Annotated in this window: 16 protein-coding genes; 1 reads left to right on the top strand and 15 read right to left on the bottom strand. The window is 49.0% G+C overall.

Features of this window, described 5'->3' with window-relative positions; genetic code table 11:
• The first annotated feature begins 17 nt into the window (after positions 1-17).
• Complete coding sequence (locus tag HQ41_RS02975; RefSeq protein WP_044187710.1) at positions 18-1,031, top strand: hypothetical protein; 1,014 nt, start codon at positions 18-20, stop codon at positions 1,029-1,031.
• A gap of 87 nt (positions 1,032-1,118) precedes the next feature.
• Here the strand turns inward: HQ41_RS02975 and lpdA are convergent, their stop codons facing one another.
• The 15 genes from lpdA to HQ41_RS02895 form a co-directional block, all read right to left on the bottom strand.
• Positions 1,119-2,843: a dihydrolipoyl dehydrogenase gene (gene lpdA / locus HQ41_RS02970; RefSeq protein WP_044187706.1), complete on the bottom strand. Its 1,725-nt coding sequence runs from the start codon at positions 2,841-2,843 to the stop codon at positions 1,119-1,121.
• A 47-nt stretch (positions 2,844-2,890) separates the two neighbouring features.
• On the bottom strand, positions 2,891-4,018 hold the full coding sequence (locus tag HQ41_RS02965) for a dihydrolipoamide acetyltransferase (protein ID WP_044187703.1): 1,128 nt from the start codon (positions 4,016-4,018) through the stop codon (positions 2,891-2,893).
• A 34-nt stretch (positions 4,019-4,052) separates the two neighbouring features.
• Positions 4,053-4,682 carry a DUF417 family protein gene (locus HQ41_RS02960; RefSeq protein ID WP_044187702.1) on the bottom strand — a complete coding sequence of 210 codons (630 nt, stop codon included), beginning with the start codon at positions 4,680-4,682 and terminating at the stop codon, positions 4,053-4,055.
• Positions 4,683-4,871: 189 nt separating this feature from the next.
• Positions 4,872-5,312, bottom strand: coding sequence for a VOC family protein (locus HQ41_RS02955; RefSeq protein WP_044187699.1), 441 nt, complete (start codon positions 5,310-5,312; stop codon positions 4,872-4,874).
• 101 nt (positions 5,313-5,413) lie between these two features.
• Positions 5,414-6,418: an alpha-ketoacid dehydrogenase subunit beta gene (locus tag HQ41_RS02950; RefSeq protein WP_044187696.1), complete on the bottom strand. Its 1,005-nt coding sequence runs from the start codon at positions 6,416-6,418 to the stop codon at positions 5,414-5,416.
• A 119-nt stretch (positions 6,419-6,537) separates the two neighbouring features.
• Positions 6,538-7,506, bottom strand: coding sequence for a thiamine pyrophosphate-dependent dehydrogenase E1 component subunit alpha (locus tag HQ41_RS02945; protein WP_044187694.1), 969 nt, complete (start codon positions 7,504-7,506; stop codon positions 6,538-6,540).
• Between the two features lie 2,029 nt (positions 7,507-9,535).
• Entirely contained in the window at positions 9,536-10,321 is a 786-nt protein-coding gene (gene mazG / locus HQ41_RS02940; protein ID WP_044187692.1) for a nucleoside triphosphate pyrophosphohydrolase, read from the bottom strand.
• Entirely contained in the window at positions 10,321-12,447 is a 2,127-nt protein-coding gene (locus tag HQ41_RS02935; RefSeq protein ID WP_235316890.1) for a protein-disulfide reductase DsbD, read from the bottom strand. Before HQ41_RS02935 ends, mazG begins: the two co-directional genes overlap by 1 nt.
• Before the next feature lie 43 nt (positions 12,448-12,490).
• A complete protein-coding gene (locus tag HQ41_RS02930) occupies positions 12,491-13,444 on the bottom strand; it encodes a pseudouridine synthase (RefSeq protein ID WP_044187686.1) in 954 nt (317 codons plus the stop codon).
• Positions 13,444-13,806 carry a hypothetical protein gene (locus HQ41_RS02925; protein ID WP_044187683.1) on the bottom strand — a complete coding sequence of 121 codons (363 nt, stop codon included), beginning with the start codon at positions 13,804-13,806 and terminating at the stop codon, positions 13,444-13,446. The genes HQ41_RS02930 and HQ41_RS02925 overlap by 1 nt, the downstream gene beginning before the upstream one ends.
• A complete protein-coding gene (locus HQ41_RS02920; protein ID WP_044187680.1) occupies positions 13,803-14,162 on the bottom strand; it encodes a septum formation initiator family protein in 360 nt (119 codons plus the stop codon). The genes HQ41_RS02925 and HQ41_RS02920 overlap by 4 nt, the downstream gene beginning before the upstream one ends.
• 529 nt (positions 14,163-14,691) lie before the next feature.
• Positions 14,692-14,856, bottom strand: a complete 165-nt coding sequence (locus HQ41_RS02910; protein WP_235300210.1) for a hypothetical protein — start codon at positions 14,854-14,856, stop codon at positions 14,692-14,694.
• A gap of 143 nt (positions 14,857-14,999) precedes the next feature.
• Positions 15,000-16,922 (bottom strand): ribosomal protection-like ABC-F family protein, encoded by a 1,923-nt coding sequence (gene abc-f / locus HQ41_RS02905; protein WP_044187674.1) that lies wholly within the window; start codon positions 16,920-16,922, stop codon positions 15,000-15,002.
• A gap of 6 nt (positions 16,923-16,928) precedes the next feature.
• Positions 16,929-19,004 carry a tetratricopeptide repeat protein gene (locus HQ41_RS02900; RefSeq protein ID WP_044187672.1) on the bottom strand — a complete coding sequence of 692 codons (2,076 nt, stop codon included), beginning with the start codon at positions 19,002-19,004 and terminating at the stop codon, positions 16,929-16,931.
• A gap of 243 nt (positions 19,005-19,247) precedes the next feature.
• The gene (locus HQ41_RS02895; protein WP_044187670.1) at positions 19,248-20,423 is read right to left on the bottom strand and encodes a dicarboxylate/amino acid:cation symporter; all 1,176 of its coding nucleotides are present in this window, start codon (positions 20,421-20,423) and stop codon (positions 19,248-19,250) included.
• Between the last annotated feature and the right edge of the window lie 210 nt (positions 20,424-20,633).

Raw genomic sequence — 20,633 nt, 5'->3', positions numbered from 1 at the left:
TTACACTCGTCTTCTTTATGCGGCACCAGCGCATCTATGCCCTAGGCCTAATCTGCCTCTCCTCTTTCTCACTACCGAGGGACGTCCTATTCTCCCAGATTAGCCACTCCATCATACCCATAGACAGCCTCAACTTCAGAGCCAGAGATGTACTTGAGCTCCCCAAGCTCAGCCTAGACTCTACGCTCAAGCTAAGTGCCTCAATCCAACCGCAGGCACAATCCTACCAACCTCGGCTACAGCTACCCGAACTCACTCGCCCTACCATGCTCGGGGATTTAACTCCTATCCCCAAGGTTAAACTAGCTCCACCTGCCACAAGTCGAAGAGTTTTCTCGATTGGTCGGCTACGGTTAGAGAGCTTCCCTGAGCAAATTGAAGAATTGAGCTATGCGAATACGAAATTATATGCGAAGCAAATTAATCTGAGTACACAGCTGAATCCACTTATTCGGCTCAATGCCTCAGGGATGCTAGGCTATACACATTTTCCCTATCAGCCCGTACCGGAGCAGATGTATCAGCTCTACACGGGGCTATCCATATCGCCGAGGCAAGATCTACGCATCGATCTAGGTGTAGCCTTTAGGGAACAAATACGGTATCAGTACTGGAATCCACACCTCTCGCTGCAGGCGAATATGAGCGATCGGCTTCGCTTGCAACTGTATTCGGGGTTATCTCGGTACACTACTCCAAGGCAAATCGGGCTACATGGACTACATGGCATCCAATACTATCTAGGTGGTAGGCTAGACTATGCTCTAGGGAAGAACGTGTATCTCTATGGCAATGCGCACACCTCTATACATCAGGGCATCATGGGCAGCTCCATTCATCCATATCTCAACCAATGGTCGCCCTCACTAGGCGGTGGTATCGGCTTCTACATCGAGGGCAGTGGGCCGATAGAGATTGGCGTGCAGTATCACTACAATCCGATAAGTCGGCGCATGGAGCCTGTGCCTTCGGTCAATATCGTCGGAGCTGTGAGTCTTCTGGTTAAAGTTATCGCTAATCTATTCGAGTAAAATTTCCCTCAGATCGGGACACAAAAAAACCCTCCTTGAGACAAGATAGCTCAAAGAGGGGTTCTTATTAGCTGAAAGCCCAGTTGCTTACTTCTTCTTGGCAGGAAGGTGGATAGCCACGCCTAGGGCATCGGCAATCGCTTCGTAGAGAGCTTCTGAGTAAGTTGGGTGACCATAGATCGTGGCGAGCACCTCCTCGGCAGTGGCTTCGATCTCCATGACGAGAGAGGCTTGGCTGATCATCTCGGCAGCCATAGCACCGATGATGTGGATACCAAGGATTTCGCCGTACTTATTGTCTAGGATAACCTTGACGAAACCTGTTGTTTCGCCAGAAGCTAGCGCACGACCATTGGCCACGAATGGGAACTTACCCACTCGGATCTCACCATAGTGTTCACGGGCTTGATCCTCTGTCAGACCCACCATAGCCACCTCTGGGCGAGTGTACACTACCGAAGGGGCGGAGAGGAGTTTGAGCTCTACGTGGTTGCCATGCAGCGCGTTCTCTGCCGCTACCTCAGCCATACGGAAGGCCGTGTGGGCAAGCATCTTGATACCATTGACGTCGCCGGGAGCATAAACACCCTTGACGCTTGTTTCCATATACTTGTCCACTTTCACCTTACCCTTCTCAATCTCTAGGTCTAGCTCGCCTACACCCTCTAGGTCAGGCACACGACCAATAGAGAGCAGAGCCTTATCGGCCTCAATCACTTCTCCGCTCTTGAGAACAGCAGCTAGACGGCCAGAGCGATCTTCGATGCGGTCGATAGACTTGCCTGTCATCACTGTGATGCCCATCTTCTCGAGGTCTGCACGCAGAGTTTCGGATACCTCACGGTCGAGGGCAGGAATGATGCGGTCTGCCATCTCAACGATCGTTACCTTAGTACCGAGAGCGCCGAGGGCTTGAGCCATCTCGACACCAATGACACCACCACCGATCACAACCATGGAAGCAGGCTGTTCTTGCAGGCTGAGAATGTCGTCGCTCGTCATGACTGCTGGGTGCTCGATACCTGTGATAGGAATGCGGGCAACCTTAGATCCACCAGCGAGAATGATCTTATCGGCCTTAATGATCTCCTTGCCGTTGATCACTACGTCCTTATCTTGATTGATGCAAGCCGTACCACGGAAGACCTCTACCCCATTGCTCTTGAGCAAAGAGTAAACACCGCCAGTGAGCTTCTTCACCACACTGTCCTTGTAGGCTACGAGCTTCTTCATATCTACCGTGAAGCTAGTATCCTTGAAGCTGATACCACGAGCAGCAGCCTGTGCTACACCCTCTAGGATCTCGGCATTGCGTAGGAAGGTCTTCGTGGGGATACAACCCTTGTTGAGGCAAGTACCGCCAAACTCACTCTTCTCAATAATGGCGACCTTAGCACCCATCTGAGCTGCCTTGATAGCAGCTACGTAACCAGCAGGGCCACCACCGATCACAGCTACATGGTAGTCACCTTCCATACGTATGAGTGGCAGTTTGCCCGTCGTGTCGCTTGGGGCGGGAGCCGGAGCATCTGGTAGTATTTCGTCCTTGGTACGGACCGTTTCCAAACTCTCGCCAGCCTCACCGATGAAGCCAATCACCTCGGCGATAGGTACAGTAGTACCATCGCCGTGTACAATCTTCAAGAGGACGCCATCGGCCTCGGCTTCGACCTCGGCACTCGTCTTATCGGTCATGATCTCAAGGATTACTTCTCCCTTCTTGACGGCTTCTCCCTCCTGCTTCACCCAGCGAACGATCTCGCCTTCGGTCATATCAATACCCATTTTGGGCATAATGATTTCTGTTGCCATTTCTCTATTATTCTATTGTTTGTATTTGACTGTTTAGTTGATCCGGCTTAAACCAATAGAGGTAGCGGATTCTCTAGCGTAGCCTTGAGCTCCTGCATAAACTTGGCAGCAGCTAGACCATTGATCACACGGTGGTCGCTCGTCAGACTCATCTTCATAATCGGGCGGATCACAACCTCACCATTGCGCACCACTGGGATCTCCTTCGTTCCTGCAATGGAGAGGATCGCCGAGTTGGGTTGATTGATGATTGAGGTAAAGCTCTCCACTCCATACATTCCGAGGTTAGAGATAGTAAATGTGCTACCCTCTTGATCGGCAGGCGTTAGCTTCTTGCCTGCGGCACGCTCGGTAATATCCTTCAGACGAAGCATCAGCTCTGTAAGCCCCATCTTCTCAGCTCTGTGCACCACTGGCACAAGTAGCCCCTCGTCCATACCTACAGCCATAGCTAGATTAACGTAGTTGTGCAGCTCAATCTGGCTACCGTCGGGCGAGAGCGAAGCATTAATATAGGGGTGATTCATCAGTGTACGAACTACGGCAAGCGAAACAATGTCTGTTACCGTGAGCTTCTTACCCGTCTTCTCCTTGATTGGCTCCATAAGCTGAGCACGAAGCTTAGACGCCTCTCCCATATCAACCTCATAGTTGAGTACGAAAGTGGGCGCTGAGAAATAGCTCTCGCTCATTCGCTTAGCGATAACACGGCGCATCATATTCATGGGTACAATCTCCACATCGCCCTTGGGCTCTGCTGAAGCAGAGGGGGCTGCGGTAGAGGCGGCTGCTGGAGCCTTCATCTCTGGCGCCTCGTTCTTACCCGGAGTGGCGAAGTTGGTCTTCTTACGCTCGGGAGATGGTATGGTGAAAGCGTCTAAGATACGCTCCAGATTGGGCTCGCCTGTTTCTCCTACGGCAGCCAAGACATCGGCACGAGTAACCTTGCCTCTGAAGCCCGTTCCCTTGAGCTCCTCCACGTTGATGTTGTGCGCCTCGGCGATCTTACGAGCAAGAGGTGTAACTCCTGCACGCTCAATGTAGGTAAAGTTGGCGACGTCTTCACGGTGAATACGCCCCTTGTAGCCAGAGCCAACGATCTGGTTAAGCTCGATACCCATTCGGTGGGCAAGCGAACGAGCCGCTGGCGTGGCTCTTAGTTTCTCATTTTCCATTATACTGTTGATTGAGTATTCTTACGATATAGATCTACTTCTTCAGTCTAGCCAGAAGCTGACGAGAGCTATCGGAGAGAAGCACCACAGCGCCAGCCAAGATAGCAGTATCCTTAATCACTAGACGACCGGCGCCAGAGAGGAAGGGGAATCCGTCTGCCCACTCACCGGCAGCCAAAGCCTCGGGAGAAGCATGCACCCAAGTCTCGGGCGTAGTAATCAAGAAGCTAAGTGTCCCAAGCGTCATGATGATACAGAGTAGCTCGCCGATGACACCAGAGTACGGACAAAACATACCAGAGAAAACCAAGATACCGATGATCATGATCAGGATACCCAGTCCACGAGAGAATAGATAGGTACCATTCTCTTCGTGCCAAGCACTCTTAGCAGCATCGTACTTACCCTCTGGCACCTTATTGAGCGTATATTCCTTGACTACTCGGCCGTCTTCTAGAGTTACCTCATTGCTTGCGTTCTTCATGAAGAAGCTCATCAGAGGGCTATTAGCCACGAAGTGAACGATACCGTTGGCCTCGTAGTTGGCAAATTTGAGCCCGCCGATCCAAACGAAGATAATCAAGATAGCTACACGAATGAGCTTATAACCAAGTCCTTGGAGCGTAGAGAAGTACTCTAGCGCCTTAATGATGTTTTGTCGCATTGAAATATTTTTTGAGTTTACTTATATAACGTATTGATAAAATGTGGCTGTGCCTCCAGAGGCAATCTGCAAAGCGAGCTGATAAACCTAAGCCCTTGCACCCAAAGCCCCCCTCGGTGATCATACAACCACCGAAAAGAGCTATACGAATGGGCACTGAAAACGAGCTAAACAAAGCCCCGAATAGCCCTATATAGCCTCGACATGAACCATCCACTGCACGCCAAAGCGATCGATCAAAGATCCGAAGTAGCCAAAGAACGTATCGTGCATAGGACTGGCAAACTTGCCTCCCTCGGCCAGCTCTCCGAAGATACGATCGGCCTCGGAGCGATCCTCTAGGCTGATGCTGATGTAGCTATTGGTACCGATACGCAAGCGTTGGTTAGTATCGGTGTACGCCTTCTCGGGGAGATGGTCATATCCCATAAGCACATTGTCGCCCACGGGGAGCTCGGCATACATCACACAGTCGGCATACTCCTCGGGGATAGTCGTTTCTGGACCTCCATCGGGCATCTCTCTGAAGCGAAAGATCTTAGCCTCGCCACCGAACACCTGAGCATAGAAGTCAAAAGCCTCTGCGCACTGGCGATCGAAAGCCAAGAATGGATTGAGCTTACAGTTCATAGCTTTTGCAAATTACACTAGACAAGCACACGGATATATCACCAACGTAGTATTAACCGATTTATGATACACCCTTGTGCCTACCTAGGAGTTAATAATGACTAACGCTTCTCAACCAGACGCTCGATATACTTGAGGATGCGCTCGGGTTTGGGGAGCATAGCATCTTCTAGAGCGTGGTTGTAGGGGACAGGGATATCATCTGCAGCCAAACGCAGGATACGTCCGTCCAAGTAGTCGAAGGCATCACTCTCGGCAATCATCGCAGAGATCTCGCCGATGAAGCCTCCTGTCTTATGAGCATCATTGACCAGCAAGACACGACCAGTCTTCTTCACAGACTCTAGGATCGTATCCTTGTCTAGTGGCATTAGGGTACGGAGGTCCACAACCTCCACCTCGATGCCCTTCTCACGTGCGGCATCGGCTGCCTCGAGCACACGACGGAGCATACGACCGTATGTAATCACGGTCACGTCCTTACCCGTACGCTTGAGCTCGGCCTTGCCAAGAGGGATGATAAACTCGGGATCCACTGGCACCTCACCCTTGACGTTGTACTCGGCTTTGTACTCCAAGAAGATCACGGGGTTATTATCGCGGATTGATGCCTTGAGCAGCCCCTTGAGATCGGCAGGTGTACCCGGAGCTACAACCTTGAGCCCGGGGATATGACAGAACCAAGCCTCCAAGCTCTGTGAGTGCTGGGCGGCTGAACCTACGCCAGAGCCAGCAGCACAGCGGAACACAACGGGGACGGAACCCTTACCGCCATACATATAGCGGGTCTTAGCTGCTTGATTGACGATATTGTCCATCATATAGACGATGAAGTCCATGAAGGTAACGTCTACGATAGGGCGCATACCAGTAAGGGCGGCACCTACGGCACAGCCAGAGATAGCGTTCTCACTAATTGGAGTGTCACGCACACGTTCCTTGCCAAACTCCTCAAGCATTCCAACGGACGTACCGAAGTCACCACCGAAGATACCTACGTCCTCGCCCATTAGGAATACATTCTCATCTCTGCGCATCTCTTCGCTCATAGCCATAATGACGGCATCGCGCATCGACATTAGTTTTGTTTCTTGTCCTTCTATCATGATGATTATTTCTTTTTCTGCAAGTTAATTATTTCGGTAAAAATCTACAAGTCAACGAAATCCTCCCGATTACCAAGGTCAATAAACCGACCTAATCCCAGAGGTTCATCGTAGAGATTTTACTCGGCGAAAATATCTTCGAATGCGCTCTCTGGAGCAGGTTGCTCACCTGCCATACCGAACTTAACAGACTCCTCTACCGCCTGCTCACTCTCTGCCACGATCTTGTCTAGCGTTTCGTGATCTGTGATCTTATTCTCCACAAGGTAGTTGCGGAACTTGAGGATCGGATCCTTCTTCTTCCACTCATCAACCTCTTCCTTTGTGCGATACTTGCCGGGGTCACTGGTGGAGTGCCCAAACCAGCGATAAGTAACAGCCTCTACGAGGATAGGGCCATTGCCAGCACGTACATGCTCCATAGCCTTGTCGATAGTCTCACGCACGGCCAGCACATCATTGCCGTCCTCGACAAATAGCCCGGGAATATTGTAGGCTACAGCACGCTCATAGACATGCTTCGTATTCATCACTGATGTGATAGGCGTGGAGATACCATAACCATTGTTGATGCAGTAGAAGACTACTGGGAGCTTCCAGATAGCTGCCATATTGATACATTCGTGGAAAGCACCTTCGTTGCTTGCGCCATCGCCAAAACAGCACATAACCACCTTGCCTGTGTTTTTCATCTTCTGCGTCAGAGCGGCACCTGTAGCGATACCCATACCACCACCTACGATACCATTAGCACCGAGATTACCTCTATCGAGGTCGGCAATATGCATAGAGCCACCCTTACCCTTGCAAGAGCCATTGGCACGTCCCATAATCTCTGCCATCATCTCATTGAGGCTCATACCCATAGCAACGCTCTGTCCGTGACCACGGTGGTTACTCGTCAGCAAATCCCCCTCACCTAGAGCCGATACGGCCCCTACGTTGGCGGCTTCCTCACCTACAGAGAAGTGCGTCATACCGGGTACCAGACCACGGCGCACCATCTGATTGATTTTATTGTCGAAGTTTCGAATGTCTTCCATCTTACGAAACATATCGAGCAATTCTTCTTTCTTGAACTTTGACATACTATACTGTTTTTTAATTACAAGCTCTATTTCCTCCCGCAATACTTTTCGGATTTGTAACGTTCTTTCACGGAAACAATTTATAAACAATCAATGTTTAAGCAAATCACGATAAAATCGGCTCACAAAGATGCCTAATATATGTGATATTCTACTGGATTCCGATGTTTTTCGCCAGAAAAATACCTATATATAGGTAGACACTTCATATATCCTCTACCTTTTTCAATAATCAAGCGCACGAATACGACACAGATAGCATGAGCTAACCCCTAGAAAAGCATCATAATACCTGACACAATAGGCTAGAAACGAATAATAAAAGATAGCCTCCGAACTAATTAAGACAATACACTTAGCTAGCCAAGCCATGCTGTAGTTGCCGAGATTTATATTCTAGACCAGTTTTCAGAATGTTGGTGGGAAACCACTAGAGGAGTAGGCAAAAAAGTACAGACCTCGTATTTGCACTCTAGGACGCCCTACACTGCGTCCGGCCAAGTTTGGGTACTTGACTCCAGACAAGCGAAAATCCCCCTCTAAAATAGACAAAACACAAAGCGCTAATAATCAAAACAATAAAACCAAGCATTAAACAATTTGATCTGCTATGGAGGCCAAATTATAGAGTTTCTCCCCATCAATCTCTCTCGATTGATGGACACATCACAACGGATTAGCCCTACAATTCTGCCAAATTGCTCCTTCAATTTGGAAATAGTAGTTAACCCAACAGGCCAAATAGCCTCTCCAAAGAGCTGTATAGGAGGATAGAATACTTACAATTATGAGACCGTTGCACGGCATTTTGCCCCTTTTCGATTAGACGTGTTTCATATATCGAGGCCATTGCACAAGTCCATTCTATGAGTTTGTCCCTCCTTTCGTTATGTTTTTCTGAGTTTAACGTGAGTTCGGTATAAGAATAAGAGTCGAAAGAAGTTCTACAAGCTGATTTTAAGCATATTATATTGTAGCAAGAACAGTCCGTTCATGCTCTGTTATGACAAAATGACGGAATAATTATCATTCCTTAGAGTCTTCAGTCTAAAAACACTCTAAATTTCTTGATATTGCTCATCTGGTATTTGTATATCAGCCTTATATTTAGGAGATTGATTGGAATTCTTATACCGAACTCACGTTAATATCAACTGTCAGGTGTGCGATCCTCATCTTTTTAGTTAAGGAGTGTTAATGATTTAACCTTAAATTTGGTGTAATGGAAAGGTCGTTCGTAAAGATTGGTGGTGCTCTCTCAGTAGATTGGTGGGAAGATTTTCTGACATTGGTGGACTAATCCCNCCTTAAATTTGGTGTAATGGAAAGGTCGTTCGTAAAGATTGGTGGTGCTCTCTCAGTAGATTGGTGGGAAGATTTTCTGACATTGGTGGACTAATCCCCTGCGATGTGTCCACTAATCGGAGCAGATTGATGGGAAGAAAATGCTTTAAGTGAGCCAAGAAGCCGTGTAATGGCTCAAGAAAATGATATAAATACCTGTTTTCTAGAGGATTAAAATTAATGCATTTAGGGCGACGATTTCCATAGGGCTAGGGTGAAGTGCCCCAACAGCAGTGAACGCAATATAGACGTTTCTACGGCGCTCATACGGGGTCTAGCAATTTTCCTCAATCGAANTTTCCATAGGGCTAGGGTGAAGTGCCCCAACAGCAGTGAACGCAATATAGACGTTTCTACGGCGCTCATACGGGGTCTAGCAATTTTCCTCAATCGAACCAATCTCTAATTCAAACAAGATGAAAATTGTTAAAGAGAGTAACCCCGAAAATCTAAGCTGAGGATCTTGCTTGTGATGCATTTGGGCGTATGGAAAAGGCGGTGTGTCATAATACGCAAACTGCTGTGTTACTTGCGACATTCGCCTTCAGTCACATGCTCCAGTATGCTACTTTTGGCCTCAGTCTTAGCACCTTGCATTTCGCGTATTCTGAAACACCTAAAAGGGGCTGCAGCAAAAGTGAATTTTGCCACAGCCCCTTTATAAAAATGAGGTTAGTCTATCGTATTACTTTTCTAGTGCCTTGGCCTCTTCCCAGAAAACGTCCATCTGAGCCAAGGTCATATCTTTGAGATTAAGCCCTCGTTCCTTGGCCTTGGCTTCTAGATAGCCGAAGCGACGAATAAACTTTTGATTCGTCCGCTCTAGAGCATTGTCAGGATTAATCTTATAGAGGCGAGAGACATTGATCAGACTAAATAGGAAGTCACCAAACTCGTCCTCCTGCTCGTTTGTACCACCTTGCTCTATCGCTTCTCTCAGCTCAGACAGCTCTTCCATGACCTTAGCCCACACATCGCTTGGTTGCTCCCAGTCGAAGCCCACTCCTCGAGCTTTGTCTTGAATTCGGTAGGCTTTGATCAGAGCAGGCAGAGCACTCGGTACACCAGAGAGAACAGTCTTATTGCCACCAGCCTCACGCTGCTTGAGCTGCTCCCAGTTGTTGAGCACAGCTTCGGTTGTTTCTGCCTCAACATTGCCATAGATATGAGGGTGGCGGTAGATCAACTTATCGCAGAGTGCATGACAAACATCAGCCACATCGAATTGCCCTTGTTCCTCAGCAATCTTGCTATAGAAGACGATGTGCAGCAAAACGTCGCCTAGCTCCTTTTTGATTTCAGAAGGGACGCCAGCCAGCAAAGCACTCGAGAGTTCGTAAGTTTCCTCAATCGTATTAGCCCGAAGACTTTCGTTCGTCTGCTCTCTATCCCATGGACACTCGGCTCTTAACCGATCCATAACATCAAGCAGACGGCCGAAAGCCTCCAGTTTCTCAGCTTTAGTATGCATTACCTAGACTGATTTTTGTATTCCTCTAGACCACCACGTAGCCACTTAATGTACTCAGGTACATCTTCGTCGTAGGCTCGAGATGGACTTAGTGGCTTACCGTTGTGGTCGAGTGCTACATAGAATGGCTGAGCATTAGCTCCAAACTTATGGCGCTGTAGATAGCTCCACTTGTCGCCTATGGTACGTAGCTTAACCTTTTGGCCATTCTCCTCTACTTCGATGATCTCGGGCAGTGCAGCCTTGTCATCAACCATAAGTGTGATGAGGACGTAGTCTTGTTCAAGAATGCGCTTCACCTCGTCGTTGATCCATACAGAGGCTTCCATCTTTCGGCAGTTCACGCAACCATAGCCAGAGAAGTCTACTAGGACAGGCTTACCCTGTTTGCGAGCATACTCCATACCGCTCTCGTAGTCATCGAACTTCGCGTGAACCTCGCCAGAGTACAGATTGAAGTCTTGAGTATTGAGCGGAGGAGCGAAAGCGCTAATGCTGCGCAGAGGTGCCCCCCAAAGACCTGGGATCATGTAGACGGCAAAAGCCAGTGAGATGATACCCAAGAAAAGACCGGGTATACTTGTCTTCTCGCTAGGAGTGTCGTGTGGGAAATTGATCTTGCCCAATAGATACAAACCAAGTAGAGCGAAGATAACGATCCAAAGTGCGAGGAATGTTTCTCGGTCTAGGATATGCCACCCGTAAGCAAGGTCTACTACAGATAGGAACTTGAGCGAGAGTGCCAGCTCCAAGAAAGCCAGAACAACCTTTACCGAGTTGAGCCAACCACCACTCTTGGGCATAGACTGTAGCATACTTGGGAAAATCGCAAAGAGAGCAAAAGGCAGAGCCAAAGCAAGCGAGAAGCCAAACATACCTACAGCTGGGCCTAGTAGATCACCCATAGAAGCAGCCTGTACCAGTAGGGTGCCAATGATCGGGCCAGTACAGCTAAAGGATACAAGGGCAAGCGTGAAAGCCATGAAGAAGATGCTCAGCAGACCAGTCGTGCTGTCAGCCTTTTGATCAATCTTGTTCGTCCACGAAGCAGGTAGTACTAGCTCGAATGCTCCGAAGAAAGAAATCGCAAAGAAGACTAGCAGCAAGAAGAAGATGATATTGAAAACCGCATTAGTGGCCAAATCATTGAGTGCTGCAGGACCAAAAATACCAGTTACCACAAGACCTAGCACTAAGTACACGACGATGATTGATAGGCCATAAGTAATGGCATCACGAATCGACTTGCTACGATCCTTCGTGCGCTTGAGGAAGAAGCTCACCGTCATCGGGATCATTGGCCATACGCAAGGAGTCATCAGGGCAATCAGACCACCAAGAAAGCCATAGATGAAGATCATCCACAGCGACGAATTGGCTTGAGCATGACTTTTATCACCAAATGCTTTGAGCTCATCAATCACAGGCTCCCATAGAGCAGAGCTGGAGATCATAGGCACTGTGCTAGAGGCAACTTCTACCTCTGTCGCTTGGGTATCGGCAGGAGTAGTATCTTCCTCGGCAGGAGCTCCCATTGCTTCGCTGGCAGGCTCAACAGGATCTGTGTCCTTGAGAGGCTGAGGGGTTGCGTTAGCTTGAGGCTCTGATTCTTTTTTAGGCATAGAGATATTACCCAGTGCGGACTTGTCCAGAGAAAACTCATAGCCTGTAGGAGGGAGGCACTGACTATCGTTGCAGACCATGTAGCGCACAGCTCCTTCGAAGACAAACTTCTCTGGATCGGTAATCTTGATTTTCTGTTTGAATGTAACGGCATTGTCAAAGTAACCGATTTGCATCTCAAACATCTGGTCATATTTCTCAATAGGAGCAGTCGTAGAAGTTAGCTTACCTACAAGCTGTGCTCCGCTGATCTTATCAACCAATAGAGTAGTAGGCTGCGGTCCGCCCTCGGGCACAGTCGTAGAGTACATGTGCCAGCCAGCTCCAATTTTGGCTGAGAACACGAGGGTTCTCTCTGTATCACCAGTTTTTTCGACCGAATGGGACCATCGTACTGCATCCGATACGATCTGAGCCTTGGCTATACCAAAGCCAACAAAGAGGAGCGCAAGGCTCAAGATCAATCGGCGACTTAGGACGCCAATGCTTTGCTGTTTCATCATTGTTTCGTGGTATCTAATACATTAATATTGTAAGTATGCTTGTTTATTTATCTACCTGCCGTAGCCATTTGCGAAACTCTGCAGGAATAGGCTGATCGAAGTCGTATCGCTTGCCCGTAGTAGGGTGAACGAAGCAGAAAGCAATCGTTTCTAGAGCAACACGTCCTATGTCTTTGCGCTTGCTACCGTTGCGCCAATCGCCTAAAATAGGTGCTTTGAGTGCTGCGAACTGTTTGCGCAATCTGTTGTTACGCCCGCTCTTGAGCTCTACGACTAGTAGGCTCCCTACAGGGGTATTGCTTACGGAACGATAGTGTGCTAGGCCAGCCCGATCACTACCCTCGCTCTGACGCCTAGCAGGAGATCGTCTAGTCTTTTGGATAGACTCTTTGCTCTCGGAGGGTGGTGCTAAATAACCTTCAGGCTCTTTGAGATGTCCCTCAACGGCCACAGCGAAGGTTTGCGACAAGATGTACTCCTCCCAGCGCTCTGTTATCTCGGCTTGTAGCGAAGCACTCTTTGCCATTAGAACAAAGCCTGCACTATCCTTATCAACACGATTGAGTAGGAAAACCTTAGCTCTAGGGTTAAACTTCTTGAGATGCTCCGAGATAATCTGCATCGCTGTACGATCTCGCTCCATACCGCTGGATACTGTCGGGATACCAGCCCCCTTGTGAATCATGACCAGATCATCATCTTGCCAAAGGATATCCACAAGCGGATGCGATAGCTTAGCAGGCAAGGGCGTAGGGTGTAGAACTACCTTATCCCCATGCCTAAGCATCTTGTCGAACTGTGTCGTCGGCTCCTCATTGACTGAAATAAAGCGGTCGTGTAGTAGCTGCTTGACAGTCGTACGGCTCCGATCCTTGAGCGCATGATCAGTAAGGAAGTCTAGCAGTTTGATCTCCTCTTCTAGACTAACCTCAAAAGTAAAGTGAGGCCTTGGAGCCCGAGGCAAACGTACTTGTTGTTTCTTATTATTCGTACTCATTATTTTTTATTCTTCTTGTCGTTCTTTCCCCTAAATATAGAGATGGCATTGGCATAAAGCATAAACACTAAGCCAAGTAGTAGAAAGAGTATCCATAATTGCTGACCGTAGGCATCTAGCAGTCCGAAGCGGGCTAGAGCGGAGATCACAAAGAGAACAGAAGCAAAGACATTCATACGCACCAAGCGCTTAGTGCGAATATCGGCCTTGCTATCCGAGGCCACGATGAAGTATAGCCCATAGCCGAGGGCACCAAGTAAGTAGACTGCATCAAAAACGATATGATGCATCATGCCCAGAGCAGCCCCAGTGAGCAGCATTAGAGCACTTACGATATAGAGGTATTTATACTCTGGCTTCATTCGATATCTGCCGATTTGATGATGTAGATCTCTTCACCCGGAGATTTCATGAGGTATCGCTCTCTTGCTATATGCTCGACCCTATCTCTGCCTGTCTTGAGATTAGTCAGGCGCGTGCTGTCGGCCTCGTAGATAGGTCTATAGATATCCATCTCATTCTTTATGTGCATCTCTCTGCGCAACAGGCTTGTGTACTCCCACAGAGTAGGCTCACTCAGAACGAATGTATAGACAGACAAAAGGACAAAGACGATGACGTACTTAGCCCAGCAGTAGCGCTTATCCCAGACGTTCAGTTTGTCTAAGCCTTGTGCGAACCACCGACGATTACCTTTACTCCATATTTTGAGGCTCATAAATCAACTATTTTCCCTGATCAATGCACAGCTTTGTATTCGGTTGCTAAGTTACGAGTTCCCCTGCACTCATACAATAAGTATTGTCAATCCTTCTATTGTAGGCGAGGGAGTAGACACCTGCACTAGCTGTCTGCTTGGTTAGGGGATAATTTAGGCAATCAGCGTAGGCTAAGTATCCTTCGTAATGAGAAATATGGTAGTCTGCATGATACGCAAACTACCCGAGTCGCTTGCAGTACGCTTTGACGTTCTTACTCATCGGCTTGAGATCGGATACTTGAGTATGCTCTCGATTGCCTCAGCCTTACTGACTTGCATTTTATGCATTCTGCAATACATTATAGGGGCTGCCGCAAAATGGATTTTGCAACAGCCCCATACCAATTTGTTTTAGTCCAAATCTACAACGAGCGCTTCAAGTCCTAATTGATGAAGTGATTAGCTGAGCGGGTTAATACCCCCAGCCCTGACAATCCCTAGGTTGCCAAAGCCCAACGAGAGATACAGACAATATCTACTAGTAGCCCTACTTGATGGACTTGCGCATCATGAAGATGTGCGTCAGATAACCACCTATTACCAATAGGATACCCACTCCGAGAATGGTATTGTTATTGTCCGATGGATTAAACCCAGCCCAAATCAAGAGCAACGCGCCAATGAGTAGCACGAAAACACCTAGATACTTCATTGTAGTAATATATTTTATTTTGTTATTGTCCTTGATGCAAAGAACGGAATAATTTGCCAATTATAGAAACCTTTCCTAAGAAATTTCTCGCAAAAGTTCTAGCGCCTAGCTAGCTCATCTACTCAATATACAGCAGGCGTTTCCTACTCTAGCTCTAGAGCGAGTTCCTCCCAGCGCTCCATAAGCTGGTTTTGCTCTGCCTTGAGAGCCTCATACTGCATGAATAGAGACTCCTGCGTCTTGCCTTGTGCCAGCTCTTCCTCTAGAGTTTTGAGTTCCTGATCAATATGCTCACTACGAGTTTCCAGCTCTTTTAACTCTCGTTCTAGGCCACGGCGCCGCTTAGACTCTTCTTTTTGCCGCTGATAATCCTTTGCTCCTGCTGTGGAAGTAGGTGTAGCCTGAATGCTTGCAGTGGTGATCTGTGCCCTCGGATTGCTCTTTTGGAGTGCTTCGTCTTGATCTTTTCGGTGTAGCCAGTCGTAGATACCGCCCATATGTTCGGTCACTCTACCTTGCTTAAACTCATAGATACGACTTACCAAGCCATCTAGAAACTCTCTATCGTGAGAAACTAAGATAACCGTACCATCAAAGCGCTCAATGGCCTCCTTGAGTACCTCCTTGGAGCGAATATCTAGGTGGTTGGTCGGTTCGTCGAGAATGAGCAAGTTGGCTGGCCTGAGCAGGAGCTCTATAATTGCCAAGCGGCCACGCTCCCCCCCGCTGAGTACTCCCACTTTCTTCTCGCTCGCCTCTCCACCAAACATAAACGCCCCGAGCAAATCATTAATCTTGGTGCGTATCTCTCCCTTGGCTTCTCTGTCGATGGTTTCGTAGACAGTGAGATTATTATCCAGCTCTTGGGCCTGCGTTTGGGCGAAGTAACCGATTTCGACTTGATGTCCTATCTCTAGCTTGCCACTATAGTCACGCACCTGCTGCATGATGCACTTGATGAGCGTAGACTTGCCGGAGCCATTTTTGCCAACGAAGGCAACCTTCTCTCCTCGCTTGATCGTCATATTGACTCCAGAGAATACGGTATGGCTAGCGTAATCCTTGCGCAGATCTTCGATAACGATTGGGTAGGCCCCCGAGTGGGTCGCTGGGATAAAGCGGAAATGCATGGCTCGGCGGTCAATCTCCTCCAGCTCGATCCGCTCGATCTTCTCGAGCTGTTTGATGCGGCTTTGTACCTGAACGGCCTTCGTCGCCTTGTAGCGAAAGCGCTCGATGAAGTCTTCTGTTTCTTGGATAGACTTCTGCTGATTTTCCCAAGCCCTGCGCTGCTGCTCTAGTCGCTCTTGGCGTAGCTGTAGGTAGTGAGAGTAGTTGGTCTTGTAGTCATGGACACGCCCTAGCTCAATCTCGATGGTACGTGTGGTCGTTGCATCGAGAAAGGCTTTGTCGTGTGAGATCAGCAGCAGTGCACTAGACCCTGTGGCGATAAATCTCTCTAGCCAACGAATGGATTCAATATCTAGATGATTGGTTGGCTCATCAAGGAGCAAAACATCTGGCTTCTGCAACAAAATTTTCGCCAGCTCGATGCGCATACGCCACCCACCGCTGAAGCTCGAGCTCTGACGATGAAAGTCCTCTCGCTCGAAGCCAAGCCCGAGCAAAGTACGCTCGATGAGTGCATGATAGTTGCCAGCACTGATCATCGCCAGCTCGTCGCTACGCTGAGCATAGAGGTCGATCAACTCGCTGTACTCTGAGCTATCGTAGTCTGTACGCTCGGCCATCTCTGCGGCCAGAGCATCAACTTCTCTATCTAGCTCTGTGATGTGGTCGAAAACACGCTCGCACTCCTGATAGATCGTACGCCCATCTTCATGCTTCATCACCTGAGGCAAATATCCTAGACGCAGGCCTTTGGTGCAGCTGATTGTACCCATAGTAGGGCTTTCCAGACCTGCAATAAGTTTGAGCATTGTGGACTTGCCTGCTCCATTTTTGCCTGCCAAAGCAATGCGTTCCTTGGGTGCGACAACAAACGAAACATCAGAGAATAGAGTGAAACCGCCGAATAGCACGGCTACATTATTGAGAGATATCATATATGACTATTGGTTCATACGCTTGATGATGTTGTAAGCCTCGTATAGGCCCCACTGGCCCGCTTGGCTGAGATCCGCTATCCCCTCCTTGGTTTTGCCCTGTGAGAGATAGAGCAAGCCACGATTGTAGTAGGCCTCGACCAGTCGAGGTGCTAGAACAATGGCTCTATTGTAGTCCCTCAGTGCAGCCTCGACCTCACCTGTCTGCCCGTAGAGAAGAGCTCTATTGTAGTAGGCGTAGGCGAACTCAGGCGCCAGCTCAATGGTCCGATTGAGGTCTGTGAGCACAGAGGTGCTTGTGTTGATCGGACGAAGGGCTGGCTTATCAATTGGGGTAACCATCTGTCCGCCCGGGCCTGTGGTGACTAGCCCTCGAGAGGCAGACACCTCTGTCGAAGCTGTAGCCTCGGCGCCACGGCTTACCTCTACTAGTCTGCGCCTCTGACTAGCGATCGAGCGAGCGAAATAGGCCAAAGCCAACGAAGGATCTCTAGAGACAGCTCGGTCGAAGTCGGTAATCGCCTGCTCATAGTCTTGTAGTAGGCTGTAGATGATGCCACGATGCAGATAGTAGCCTGCGTCGTCTGCTCCCTCTCTGCCAGAGAGCTCGGATCGGAGCCACTCGATCTGTTTGGGGGCTAGAGCCTGATTGTGGCTCTGTAGTCTAAGGGGATGAGCTAGATCTATGCGCCTATTGAACTGTACGAGCAGGTCGGCATGGTAGGTTGCCCCACTCTGGGGTTTGCCCTCTGGATCTTCTGACGCAAAGTAAGTCAGGTAGAGTGCACCCTGAGGCTCTACCTGAACCTCTCTATCCTGTACTCGTCCGCGAGCAGCACTGCTATAGCGTAGCTTCTCTGGCACTAGGCTTGGCTTCTCTTCTACGAGCATATTGTACTTGTCAATACTCTCATCGCCCGACAGACGTGTCTGATTGTCCTTGTTGCGAATCGCTCGCCCACGAGCCGAAGCTCTGTAATCCTTATTCTGGTGCAGATCCCACGCATGCCAGTAGTCACGCTCGGCTCCCTTGGTATTGCCGAGCTTCTTGCGAAGCTCGGATCGGAAGATAAATCCCTCAGCAAAAGAAGGGTACTGAGCTAGCACTACATCTAGGTCGGTTAGTGCTTTCTGGGGTTGTCCTAGCCTCTGAGCAAGGAGTGCTCTATTGTAGCGTGCTATATAGTTTTTGGGCTCTGCCGTGACGATCCTATCCCAGTCCTCCAGTGCCAGATTGCTCTCGCCGACAAGCTGACGCAGCAGGGCACGGTTGTGCAGGGCTACCCTGTTGCGAGGGTCGAGGTCGAGGGCTTGGTTGTAGTCCTTCATCGCTTCTCTGAGTTTGTTCTGCCTGTAATACAAGATACCTCTATGCGTGTAGAGATTGGCTTCTCTCGGCTCGAGGTCTATGGCCTTGTCTAGAGCCTCGACGGCCGGGGGCAGGTTATCCCGATTGGCTAGGATTTGAGCTTTCATCTTGTAGGGCATGGGCTGTAGAGAGTCTATAGCTAGCGACTCTTCGATGCGGCTAAGGGCTAGAGTAGTATCCCCCCTCTCTAGAGCTATGTTGGCTCTTAGGGTATAGGCATCTTTGTTTTTAGCCCAATATCTGAGTAGCTCGTCTATGCTTCGCTCGGCATCGTCGTATTGCTTGAGCTGAGTTTGTGCAAGGCTGAGGTTCAGATGCATGCCTAGATTGTCTGGTGCGAGCTTGAGGCCCTGCTTATAGTCTGCGATCGCTTCGGTCGTGAGGTTGAGGTTTTGCCGTGCAATGCCACGTAGCAGATAGGCTCTACTGATGAAGGGGTTGCGCTCCAGACAGAGCGTAGCGTCCTGCTCCGCCCCTTTGTAGTCTTCTAGATTGACCTTAGCCACGGCTCGATAGAAGTACGGATCCGCCAACCATGGGCGTGTATCAATAGCTTGGTTGAAGTAACCGATCGACACAACATAGTCGTTGAAGTATAGAGCATTGCGTCCAATAGAGATCACATGCTCCACATCAATCTGCCCCCATAGGGGAGCAACGGTGAGTACAAGAGCCCACAGGAGGGTCAAAAGTTGGCGACTATATCTATTCATGAGTTTGGGTTCATCTATATGTGGGTATGCTCAACGACACGCCCTAGGGCTACAACGCTCCATGGTACCCCTAGCGTATCACATACCATAACATATCGTCCGAGCAAAGATAGTCAAAAACGCTCTTGCCCTGCTCTAGCCTTGGCACACAGCCCTGACCAAAAAGCGAGGAGATGTACTGGCTGCATGGCCAACGCACATCTCCTCGAACTATCGACTGCTTGTCTGAGCTGCCCGACCTCGCTAGGCTGGGCTAATCTCTCTCTTGTTGAGTTGATCCACGACTTGGGCAATAGCCCCATCTCCCGTCACATTGCAGGCTGTGCCGAAGTTGTCCATGGTGATGTAGAGCGAAATCATGAGTGCCTGCTGCTCGGCATCGAAGCCCAAAATGGATTGAATAATCGCCAATGCGGCCATGATGGCGCCACCCGGTACACCCGGAGCAGCAATCATCGTTACCCCAAGCATGAGGATAAACTCGGTAAATAGACCAAGGTCTTGAGGAATACCACGAGCGATCATGAGCGCAAGAGCACAAGACACTATCTTGAGAGTACTACCAGAGAGGTGTATCGTGGCGCACAGAGGAACCGTAAAGCCTGCCACCTCGCTACTCACCCCATTGAGTTGGGTCTGCTTGAGCGTGACAGGGATCGTGGCAGCAGAGGAGCATGTGCCGAGGGCAGTGAAGTAGGCTGGCATCATATTGCGTAGCATGGATAGCGGGTTACGCTTGCAGATGATACCAGCGATCCCAAACTGTAGGAGCAACAGGATAATATGTAGCAGAAAAATCACACCAATAATGCGTATGAAGACCTCAATGGTCGAGGCAACCTCGCCTGTATATGCCATACTGGAGAAAATACCGAATATATAAATAGGTAGTAGCGGAATGATGACACCGCCAATGAGCCTAGATATAATCTCTTTGAGTTCATCTATCCCCGACTTGAGCCCTCGGCTATCTAGATGTGCCATACCAAGTCCCAGAATGAAGGCTAGAATCAGTGCCGTCATCACTCCAAATACCGCAGGCATCTGTATCGTAAAGTATGGAGCGACCCCCTCTGCCGTAGCGCTTAGGCTCTCTGTACTATTCGCTTCTAGTAACCGAGGGAAGACAGATATACCTGTGAAGTAAGCTAGATAGCCAGCAAATACGGTCGAGCCGTACGCAATACCCGTAGTAAGCAAGAGCATACGGCCAGCCTTGCGCCCTACGTCGGAGATAGCACTAGCCACTAGAGCAAAGATGATCAGAGGTATAGTGAAAGACAAAAATTCGCTAAAGACGGAGTTGAACGTCACTAGAAGGCGAACGAGAAATAAAGGCATGATGTGTCCTGCTCCTATCCCTAGCACTATGGCTATGAGAATGCGACCGAGCAGACCGATACGTGGTATTTTACTCATAATGTTGCGCTACTCCCCTAAGTTTGACATTGCTTCTAGGGGTGGTTAGACTTATTTGATTAGTTCTCTAGGGTAAAGTTAGCTGTTTTTTCTTTTTATCTGAGTTAGCCACCTGCACATTCCTCCTTCCAGCGCAACAATGTTGATCTAAGTTAGTCCTAAAACTTGGCTTGGCGTTAGGTATCCTAGCCGTTTTCTGGGTCTTCGATT

Source organism: Porphyromonas sp. COT-290 OH860, assembly GCF_000768935.1.
Taxonomy (GTDB): Bacteria; Bacteroidota; Bacteroidia; order Bacteroidales; family Porphyromonadaceae; genus Porphyromonas.
Note: the sequence above shows the minus strand (reverse complement) of the source record. Positions and strands in the feature narration are given on the sequence as shown.

Bases quoted from the DNA above. Each gene is read 5' to 3' on its own strand.
- HQ41_RS02925 (WP_044187683.1), bottom strand. From the start codon at position 13,806: ATGAAGCCAGAGTATAAATACCTCTATATCGTAAGTGCTCTAATGCTG.
- HQ41_RS02965 (WP_044187703.1), bottom strand. From the start codon at position 4,018: ATGGAAAATGAGAAACTAAGAGCCACGCCAGCGGCTCGTTCGCTTGCC.
- HQ41_RS02910 (WP_235300210.1), bottom strand. From the start codon at position 14,856: ATGAAGTATCTAGGTGTTTTCGTGCTACTCATTGGCGCGTTGCTCTTG.
- mazG (WP_044187692.1), bottom strand. From the start codon at position 10,321: ATGCATACTAAAGCTGAGAAACTGGAGGCTTTCGGCCGTCTGCTTGAT.
- HQ41_RS02950 (WP_044187696.1), bottom strand. From the start codon at position 6,418: ATGATAGAAGGACAAGAAACAAAACTAATGTCGATGCGCGATGCCGTC.
- lpdA (WP_044187706.1), bottom strand. From the start codon at position 2,843: ATGGCAACAGAAATCATTATGCCCAAAATGGGTATTGATATGACCGAA.
- HQ41_RS02920 (WP_044187680.1), bottom strand. From the start codon at position 14,162: ATGAGCCTCAAAATATGGAGTAAAGGTAATCGTCGGTGGTTCGCACAA.
- abc-f (WP_044187674.1), bottom strand. From the start codon at position 16,922: ATGATATCTCTCAATAATGTAGCCGTGCTATTCGGCGGTTTCACTCTA.
- HQ41_RS02930 (WP_044187686.1), bottom strand. From the start codon at position 13,444: ATGAGTACGAATAATAAGAAACAACAAGTACGTTTGCCTCGGGCTCCA.
- HQ41_RS02955 (WP_044187699.1), bottom strand. From the start codon at position 5,312: ATGAACTGTAAGCTCAATCCATTCTTGGCTTTCGATCGCCAGTGCGCA.
- HQ41_RS02900 (WP_044187672.1), bottom strand. From the start codon at position 19,004: ATGAATAGATATAGTCGCCAACTTTTGACCCTCCTGTGGGCTCTTGTA.
- HQ41_RS02960 (WP_044187702.1), bottom strand. From the start codon at position 4,682: ATGCGACAAAACATCATTAAGGCGCTAGAGTACTTCTCTACGCTCCAA.
- HQ41_RS02895 (WP_044187670.1), bottom strand. From the start codon at position 20,423: ATGAGTAAAATACCACGTATCGGTCTGCTCGGTCGCATTCTCATAGCC.
- HQ41_RS02945 (WP_044187694.1), bottom strand. From the start codon at position 7,506: ATGTCAAAGTTCAAGAAAGAAGAATTGCTCGATATGTTTCGTAAGATG.
- HQ41_RS02975 (WP_044187710.1), top strand. From the start codon at position 18: ATGCGGCACCAGCGCATCTATGCCCTAGGCCTAATCTGCCTCTCCTCT.
- HQ41_RS02935 (WP_235316890.1), bottom strand. From the start codon at position 12,447: ATGATGAAACAGCAAAGCATTGGCGTCCTAAGTCGCCGATTGATCTTG.